This window comes from Microvirga calopogonii (assembly GCF_003347665.1).
Lineage (GTDB): Bacteria > Pseudomonadota > Alphaproteobacteria > Rhizobiales > Beijerinckiaceae > Microvirga > Microvirga calopogonii.
Genome location: NZ_QDGA01000158.1, coordinates 1 through 8,756 on the forward strand (window position 1 = coordinate 1; position 8,756 = coordinate 8,756).

At 65.0% G+C, this 8,756-nt stretch carries 7 protein-coding genes; 6 read left to right on the plus strand and 1 reads right to left on the minus strand.

Features of this window, described 5'->3' with window-relative positions; all coding sequences use genetic code 11:
* Positions 1-117 precede the first annotated feature (117 nt).
* The 3 genes from DDF70_RS37700 (at position 118) to hmpA (ending at position 5,065) form a co-directional block, all read left to right on the plus strand.
* On the plus strand, positions 118-348 hold the full coding sequence (locus DDF70_RS37700) for a hypothetical protein (protein WP_205772593.1): 231 nt from the start codon (positions 118-120) through the stop codon (positions 346-348).
* Complete coding sequence (locus tag DDF70_RS34220) at positions 335-3,037, plus strand: GAF domain-containing protein (protein ID WP_114949013.1); 2,703 nt, start codon at positions 335-337, stop codon at positions 3,035-3,037. Before DDF70_RS37700 ends, DDF70_RS34220 begins: the two co-directional genes overlap by 14 nt.
* An 813-nt stretch (positions 3,038-3,850) precedes the next feature.
* On the plus strand, positions 3,851-5,065 hold the full coding sequence (hmpA, locus tag DDF70_RS34225) for an NO-inducible flavohemoprotein (RefSeq protein ID WP_114949014.1): 1,215 nt from the start codon (positions 3,851-3,853) through the stop codon (positions 5,063-5,065).
* A 186-nt stretch (positions 5,066-5,251) separates the two neighbouring features.
* Here the strand turns inward: hmpA and DDF70_RS34230 are convergent, their stop codons facing one another.
* A complete protein-coding gene (locus DDF70_RS34230; RefSeq protein WP_114949015.1) occupies positions 5,252-5,626 on the minus strand; it encodes a hypothetical protein in 375 nt (124 codons plus the stop codon).
* A 303-nt stretch (positions 5,627-5,929) separates the two neighbouring features.
* Here DDF70_RS34230 and DDF70_RS34235 point away from each other — a divergent pair, with 303 nt between their 5' ends.
* The 3 genes from DDF70_RS34235 to DDF70_RS34245 form a co-directional block, all read left to right on the plus strand.
* Positions 5,930-6,280 (plus strand): HigA family addiction module antitoxin, encoded by a 351-nt coding sequence (locus DDF70_RS34235; protein WP_114949016.1) that lies wholly within the window; start codon positions 5,930-5,932, stop codon positions 6,278-6,280.
* Complete coding sequence (locus DDF70_RS34240; RefSeq protein ID WP_114949017.1) at positions 6,270-7,766, plus strand: ATPase domain-containing protein; 1,497 nt, start codon at positions 6,270-6,272, stop codon at positions 7,764-7,766. Before DDF70_RS34235 ends, DDF70_RS34240 begins: the two co-directional genes overlap by 11 nt.
* Position 7,767: 1 nt before the next feature.
* Positions 7,768-8,756 (plus strand): sensor histidine kinase (locus DDF70_RS34245; protein WP_162820836.1); only part of this gene is annotated, 989 nt, incomplete at its 3' end.

Here is an 8,756-nt window from a genome sequence, read left to right on the forward strand (position 1 = left end):
CGTCAGGGAGCTTCGGGCAAGAATAAGCCAATGGCAGTCGCGCCAGTATAATCCAGGTTATACAGCTCCGGATCGCGATGCGCTAATGTTCATGGCACGTTCCGGCGGCGCTAGGCAGTGGTGCATTCGCTGATCCGCAAACCGGATCTGGACGAGCTGATGCGGGCGGCCCTGTTCAATCCCAACGACCTGCATCTCGACCGCGAGGGGCGCCATCGCGATGCCAATGAGACTGAGGTGCGCCCTCTGACCCTAGCCCCATTCGCCGATCTGCGGCAGGAGGCTGAAGGCGTCAGGTCCTGCGACCAACATGGGGGCCTTACAGGAGGTCAGTATGACCACGGCTGACGGCCGAAACAGGACACCGGCCGGACTTGACGACAGTCTAATCACGGAGGAGTTGGCCCGGCGCTCATCCCATGCGCCGGACTATGAGGCCGAGAACCGGGCCCTCGCCGCCCTGGCCCAGGAGATGACCGCCAACCCGTGTGACGTGCTCCAGAAATGCGCCGAGCTGGCGGTGGCGCTGTGCCATGCCGACTCCGCCGGCATCAGCCTGCTCGAACCCGGGGAGGAAGGGGTCTTCCGCTGGCACGCGGCCGGGGGCGGGCTGGCGGCTCAGGCCGGCCGGACCGTGCCACAGGAAACTTGCCCAAGTGAGGCGGTGATCGCCCGCGACAGCGTGCTCCTGTTCCGCGAGGGCGAGCGGCTCTTTCCCGGCATGAGGGGCATCGGACCGCCTGTCTACGAGATCCTGCTGGCGCCCTGGCATGCGTACGGCGAGCCAGTCGGTGCGCTCTGGGCGATGAAGCATACGCCCGAGGGGCAGTTCGATGCCGAGGATGCCCGCCTGCTGCAAAGCCTCGCCCACACCGCCGCAGCCGCCTACCAGACGACCGATGCCCTGGACAAAGCGGAAGCCGGCCGCACGGACCTGGAGCGGCGGGTGGCGGACCGCACCCGCGCCCTCTCGGAAGCCCATGCAAGCGTCCAGACAAGCGAGGCGCGCCTGCGGGCGGCGCTGGAGATCGAGACGGTCGGAGCGATCTATCTCGATCCGGACGGCAGGATCATCGAGGCCAACGATGCCTTCCTGGCCATGGGCGGCTACAGCCGTGCGGATCTGGAGGCGGGCCGTCTCACCTGGCAGGCGCTCACCCCGCCGGAATGGCGGGACGTCTCCGAGCGCGCCTTCGCGGAGCTGAGGGCCACCGGGCAGATCCCGCCCTACGAGAAGGAGTACTTCCGCCAGGATGGCTCGCGGTGGTGCGCACTGTTCGCCGGCAAGCTGCTGCCGGATGGCACGATCTTCGAGTTCGTGCTCGACATCACCGCCCGCAAGCAGGCGGAGCAGGCGCTCGCGGCCGAATTGAAGGCGATGACGCGGCTGCACGAGGTGAGCCGGCAAGTCGTCGACGGGGCCGGTCTCCCGGCGGTGCTCGACGCGATCCTGGACGCCACCATCGAGCTGCACGGCGCCGACTTCGGCACCATCCAGCTCTACGATGAAAAGACCCGGACACTGCGTATCGCCGCCCAGCGCGGCTTCCAGCAGCCGTTCCTCGACCACTTTGCCAAGGTCGGTGCCGTGGAGGCCTCGACCTGTGGCATGGCGCTGGCCCGCCGGGAGCGGGTCACGATCGAGGACGTGGAGCAGGATCCCGCCTATGCCCCAAGCCTGGCGGTGGCGCGTGAGGCCGGCTACCGGGCGGTGCAGTCGACCCCGCTGGTCACACCCTCCGGCGAGATGCTCGGCATGCTCTCGACCTATTTCCGCCAGCCCCACCACCTGTCCGACCTCGATACCAAGCTCACCGATGTCTATGCCCGTCTGGCGGCGGAGGCCATCGCCCAGGTGCGGGCGGAGGCGGCCTTGCGGGCGAGTGAAGCCCGGCTGGCGCACGAGCTCGAGGGTGCCCGCCAGCTCCAGCGGTTCAGCTCGGAGCTGCTCGTGGAACAGCACCCGCAAGCCCTCTATGAGCAGCTTCTCGACGCGATGATGGCGATCATGCGCTCACAGGGCGCGAGCATGCAGATTCTTGATCCCGACGTGAAGATCCTGAAGCTGCTGGCCTGGCGTGGCTTTCACCCGGATGCGGCGGCGTTCTGGGACCGCGTCGACTGCAACTCCGCGAGCACCTGCGGCGAGGCGCTGAAGACGGGCCGACGGATCCTTGTGAGTGACACCGAGGCCTGCGCGTTCATGGCGGGCACCGAGGACCTTGCGGCCTACCGCCTGTCCAACCTGCGGGCGGTCCAGTCGACGCCGCTGCGGTCCCGCACCGGGCGCGCGCTCGGCATGGTGTCGACCCACTGGCGCGCGCCGTACACGCCAAGCGCAGATGACTTCAGCCGCTTCGACGTGCTGACCCGGCAGGCGGCCGATCTGATCGAGCGGGCGCAAACGGAAGCGGCCCTGCGCGAGAGCGAGACCCAAGCCCGGCTGCTGCTGGCCGAGTTGCAGCACCGGGTGAGGAACACGCTCGCGGTGATCCGCTCGATTGCGGGCCAGACGGCGGAGACCAGCGAGACGGTGGCGGACTACGCCATGCACCTGGAGGGGCGCATCGACGCCTTTGCGCGGGTGCAGGCGGCTGTGACGCGCGATCCCAGCGCCGGGATTGATCTCGCGTCTCTGGTGGCCGAGGAGTTGCTCACCTGTGCCGCCCGGGAGGGCAAGCAGTTCCGCCTGTCGGGACCCGCCGTTCGCCTCCAGCCCAAGGCGGCCGAAACCGTAGGGCTGGCGATCCATGAGCTGGCGACCAACGCGGTCAAGTACGGGGCGCTGGCGAGCCCGAACGGGCACGTGACGGTGACGTGGTGCTTGAAGGATAATGATGACGATCAGCGGCTGAGGATCGAGTGGACGGAGACGGGGGTGCCCATCGTCTCACTGGCTCCCCGGCGCAGCGGCTTCGGGACCGAGCTGCTGACGCAGACCTTGCCCTATCAGCTCAGGGGAGCAGCGACGCTGACGTTCCAGCCTGGCGGGCTCAAGTGCATCATGGATCTCCCGGTCAAGGGGGTGTTGCAGTAGCAGGAGCCGGCTGATCGGTGCGGCTGGCGTGCCTCATGCCGGAAGCTGGGACTTTGCGCGTGGGTCCTATGTCTGGTCCGGCTGCGATCCAAGCTGTCGGCACGAGGGTCGTCTTATGGCACCTCTTGGAAGTAGATCCTGAGTCTGCTCTCACCAGGAACATCGGACGTTCCTAGAGGTCAAGGAATCGGCAGAGGATGACCCCCGAGCCGACATTCCGCTGGATGATGCCGGAGGTAGAGCTCCTTGTGGCCGGGGCAATGTCAAAACCTGATGAGTCTATTGCTCCTGCAACATACGTTCCCGTCAGGGGATCGAAGCACTTCCCAGCACTGTACACCTGTGAAAGTCAGGATTTGATCTGTCGGACAGTGCCGGACCAAATCACGTTCTGCACGCGGTAGCCGAGTTCAGACCCAGCCATTCTGGCATACCCGCACTCAGCTTGGGCGAGGCGGGCGGTCAAGGCCCCCAGCCGCTTCGCGGTGCGCCGCAGGGCTTGACGGCCTGCCGGAGCACCAAGCCATCATTCAGACTGCCAGCAGTGCAACTCGCTCTGACACTGTCCGTCAAATCAAGTCCCGGATTCTACAGTACACCCAACAGCAGCACGTCCACCGTCCCGTCTGCGTCATAAGGTGCTCAGGAAAGTCCCTTAGGGGACGATCCAAGCATCTTGGCGTACACACCTTCCCTCATCGTTATACGTGTCCGCACCTCAAGACTGAGGCCCGATTGCAGCCCTGAAGGCCTGTCCATGTAGCCTGAGCAGCTCGTCTCGGCCTTGCTCGATACAGCCTCAAGGATTCTCTTATGACTAATTCATTGAGCGACATGACCATCCATCTCGTGAAGGTGACCGTGCCTGCACTCCAGGAGCATGGCCTAGCCATCACCCAGCGCATGTACGAGCGCATGTTCCAGAACGAGATGATCCGCGACCTGTTCAACCAGTCGCACCACGGCGAAACAGGATCCCAGCCCAAGGCGCTCGCCAGCGCCATTCTCGGTTACGCTCAGAATATCGACAACCTTGGCGCGCTCGCGCCGGCCGTCGAGCGCATCGCGCAGAAGCATGTCGGGCTCAACATCCTGCCCGAGCACTACCCTCATGTGGCCGAGGCGTTGCTTGGGGCGATCAAGGACGTGCTCGGCGACGTCGCCACGGATGAGATCTTGGCGGCCTGGGGCGAGGCTTACTGGTTCCTGGCGCATGTGCTGATCGGGCGCGAAAAGGCGATTTACGCCAGCTTGGCGACGGCGCCGGGCGGCTGGAACGGCTGGAGCAATTTCCGGATCGAAAGCAAGGAGCGCGAGAGCGAAATCATCACCTCCTTCGTGCTGCGACCCGAGGACGGCGGTCCGGTTCTGCTTCACCGCCCCGGCCAATACCTGACCTTCTGGCTGGAGATCCCAAGCCAGCACCCACTCAAGCGCAACTACAGCATCTCCAGTGCTCCGAGCGGTGAGAGCTATCGGATTTCGGTGAAGCGGGAGCCGCAGGGCGTCGCGTCCTCCTGGCTGCACGACAAGGCTGAAGTTGGGTCCGTTCTCAAGGTCGCCCCACCTGCGGGCGAGTTCTTCCTCAACGAGGAGTCGCCTCGGCCGGTGGTGCTACTGAGCGGCGGGGTCGGCCTGACCCCGATGGTAAGCATGCTCGAGACCATCGCGGCCCGGTACCCCAACAAAGCCACCCATTACGTGCACGGCACGCTGAACGGCTCGACCCATGCCATGAAGGACCGCGTGCGCTCGCTGGCCGAGGCCCATCCCAATATTAAGGCGACAACCTTCTATGTCGAGCCACGGCCGGAGGACCGTCAGGGAGAGGACTTCGATCATCAGGGCGTGATCAGCGTCGAATGGCTGCGGGCCAACACGCCGCTGGACGAGGCGGGCTACTACCTGTGCGGCCCGCGGCCGTTCCTGCGTGCGTTCGTGGGCGGACTGTCCCTGGCAGGCGTCCGGTCGAACCGCATCCACTATGAGTTCTTCGGCCCCGCCGACGAGATCCTGACCGCAGCCTGAGGCATTCCCGCCGGAGTCTAATCGGACGGGAGGCATGTCCGTGCGCCGACGCTAGGATGAAATCCGGAAACGGTCACCCCGGCGAGGCTCACGGGACGCCCGCCTCATTCGCACTCCCTGCCTGGATGACGGAGATCCTGCGCACGATCGACCAAATAGTGGGTCGATAGCGGGTCCGGAGAGGGGCTATCGCCGCCGGAGGCGTTCGATCGCATCCCGATGCGCGGCGGGATCGACGCCATACTCAGCCGCCAGGCGCTCGATCTCAGCTTGCCGCTCCACGGCCGACAGTCGAGACCTGAGGTTCGACACCGCAGCCACAAACGAGGCGCCTGCCAGAACCGGATCGCCGCGCATGGCGGGTTGCTGCCGTTCCTTGTTCAAATCCGCTTGCCGTTGCTTATAACTCTCAAGCGGCCCAAGAGCCCGAGCGGCGCGGTTCCTCAACGCCTGAGCGGCGAGGCCATGATCCTCGGCGATCTCTGCAAGAGCTTGGTCCGCACCCTCGTCGGAGAGGAGCGCCTGTGCGAGTTCTTCGATGGCGGGAACAAAGGGGTCCATCTTTACTGCTCTGAAGCACGGTGTCTCAGGTCAAGGAGCCCATGCCCATCGGGTTCTCGTACTCCTGAGACCTAAGCCCAAGGGGCAGCAAACCGATCCTAAACAGACCTTCCAAAATGGCAGGGAATTTCGGTACCTGACCCGCAGCCGACCTTCCCGCTCTCGAATGATAAGGGGAAACTACACGTTACCACGCACCCGATCTGATGAGCAGATTGATCGCTCATCCTCAGATCAGCGGCAGCCCTTGTTTTCGGCGCTCTGTCGCCCATAACGCTACAGGCGTAGCATCAAGGATCGATCATGAAAGCCTCCCGAGGCACCCTTCCGGCGGTTCCGGCTCATCCAGGCTGGATCCTACGGGATCAGGTTCTGCCCGGTCTTGGCCTCTCGGTCAGCCAAGCCGCCCGCGAGCTTCGCATTGCGCGTCAGACGCTGCACCGGGTTCTCGCTGGCACGGCTGCGGTCAGCCCCGAGATGGCCACACGCCTTGCCCGTCTCTCGGGCACGACACCTCACTTCTGGCTCGACCGTCAGCAACAGTACGACCTCTGGCATGCCGAGCAGGCACTCGCCGACGTGCTCGGGCTGATCCCGACCCACACCCTTCCGGCCGCTCTTCAGAAAGAGATTGGACTTCGTTATGACCATTAAGCCTCCGCCGACTCCAAAAGCCCAGACCGGGGTCGTGGGGCTGGACGACATTCTCCTGGGCGGCTTGTCCCCCGGACATGTCTATCTCCTGGAAGGCAGCCCCGGTACCGGCAAAACCACCATTGCGCTCCAGTTCCTGTTGGCAGGTGCCAAGGCGGGCGAGACCGGCCTCTACATCACCATGTCGGAGACCGAGCAGGAACTGCGGGATGGTGCGGCCTCGCACGGCTGGGTCCTCCGGGACGGCGTTCAGGTATTCGAGCTCGTGCCGCCGGAGAACCTGCTCGATGACGAGCACCAGCAGAGCCTGCTCTACTCGTCCGATCTTGAACTCGGCGAGACCACCAAGGCGGTGTTCGAGGCCATCGAGCGAGCCCGTCCAGTTCGGATCGTGATCGACAGCCTGTCCGAGATCCGGCTCCTGGCGCAAAGCTCCCTGCGCTACCGCCGCCAGATCCTGGCGATGAAGCACTACTTCGCCCAGCAGGGCGCGACGGTGATGATGCTGGATGACCTGACCACCGACACGAACGACAAGACCGTTCACAGCCTCGCCCATGGGGTGATCCGCCTGGAGGGGCTCACCCCAACCTATGGAGCCGAGCGGCGCCGCCTGCGGGTGATCAAGTACCGCGGTCAATCTTTTCGGGGCGGCTTCCACGACTTCATCATTGCCGAAGGTGGTGTCCAGGTCTTTCCGCGGCTGGTTTCCGGCGAGCACAAGACCGGCTTTGCCCGCGATGTACTCACCAGCGGCATCAGCGAGCTCGATGCCCTCCTGGGCGGCGGCATCGAGCAGGGCTCCAGCACGCTGGTCATGGGGCCGGCCGGGTCGGGCAAATCCCTGCTGACCGTGCAGTTCGCGGTCGCTGCCGCATTACGTGGAGAGAAGGCGGCCTTGTTCATTTTCGATGAAGAGCTTGGGCTCCTGATCGACCGGACCAGGCTGATGGGCATCGATCTCGACGGGTTGTGTGCCAGCGGCCACCTGTTCATCGAGCAGGTCGATGCCGCCGAGCTCTCCCCGGGAGAGTTCGCCCATAGGGTCCGGACCAGGGTTGATCGCAACAGCGTCAAGACGGTCGTGATTGATGGCCTCAACGGCTACCAGTCCGCCATGCCGGACGAGAACTTTCTCATCCTGCACATCCATGAGCTGTTGCAGTACCTGAACCGGCAGGGTGCCTCGACCTTCCTGACGGTGGCCCAGCATGGGCTTGTCGGCGACATGAAGTCCCCCGTCGACATCACCTACCTGGCCGACACGGTGATCCTGCTGCGCTATTTCGAGGCCTTCGGCCAGGTCCGGCGGGCGATCTCGATCATCAAGAAGCGCTTCGGCACGCACGAGAATACCATCCGAGAGATCCGCATCGATAGCAGAGGCATTGCCATCGGAGAGCCCCTGGAGGGCTTCCAGGGTGTTCTGCGCGGCACGCCGGTCTTGGCCAATGGGGACCGCGCCCGGCTGCTCGAAGACCGCTGACATGAGCGAAACACTTCACCTCCATTCGGAGCGGGCGCTCATCCTGGCTCCGCATGGACGGGATGCGGCTGTTGCGGCGGACATCCTGCACGCTGCGGGGCTCGCGGCCGAGATCTGCCCTGACCTGCCCGCGCTGGTCCGTGAGATCGCTCAGGGGGCGGGCTTTGCGCTCGTCACGGACGAGGCTTTCCGCACCGCCGATCTGAAGGAGCTTTCCCGTTGGCTGTCGGACCAACCCCCCTGGTCTGACTTCGCCTTCGTGCTCCTCACCCGTCGCGGTGGCGGGGTTGAGCGCAATCCGGCCCTGGCGCGTCTGTCCGAGGTCCTGGGCAACGTGGTGTTCCTGGAACGCCCTTTTCATGCCGGGACGCTGGTGAGCGTCGCCCGCTCCGCCCTGCGGGGACGGCTTCGGCAATACGAGGCACGGGCCCGGCTGGAGGATCTGCACGAAGGTGAGGAGCGGCTGAGAGCGGCGCTCGACAAGGAAAGGCGCGCGGCCGAGCATCAGAGGGTGCTCATCAATGAGTTAAACCACCGGGTGAAGAACACGCTCGCCACCGTGCAGTCGATTTCGGCCCAGACCCTACGCACGGCGGACACGAAAGCGGACGCGCGCGAGGCGTTGGAAATGCGTCTGCTGGCTTTGTCCCGGGCCCATGACGTGCTCACCCGCGAGAGCTGGGAAGGCGCGGACCTGGTCGAAGTGGTCGCCAATGCCCTGAGACCTTATGAGACCTCAGGGGAGAGCCGTTTCCACATCAAAGGGCCGCATGTGCGGGTCACGCCGCGCATGTCGCTGGCGCTGGCGATGGCGCTGCATGAGCTGGCGACCAATGCTGTGAAGTATGGGGCGCTGTCCAACAAGACCGGCACCATTGAGGTGTCGTGGGAGCTGCAAAACGGAACCGCGCCACCGCGCCTGAGCTTGCGCTGGATCGAGGCCGGAGGGCCGCCGGTGGTGGCTCCGAGCCGGCGGGGCTTTGGGTCGCG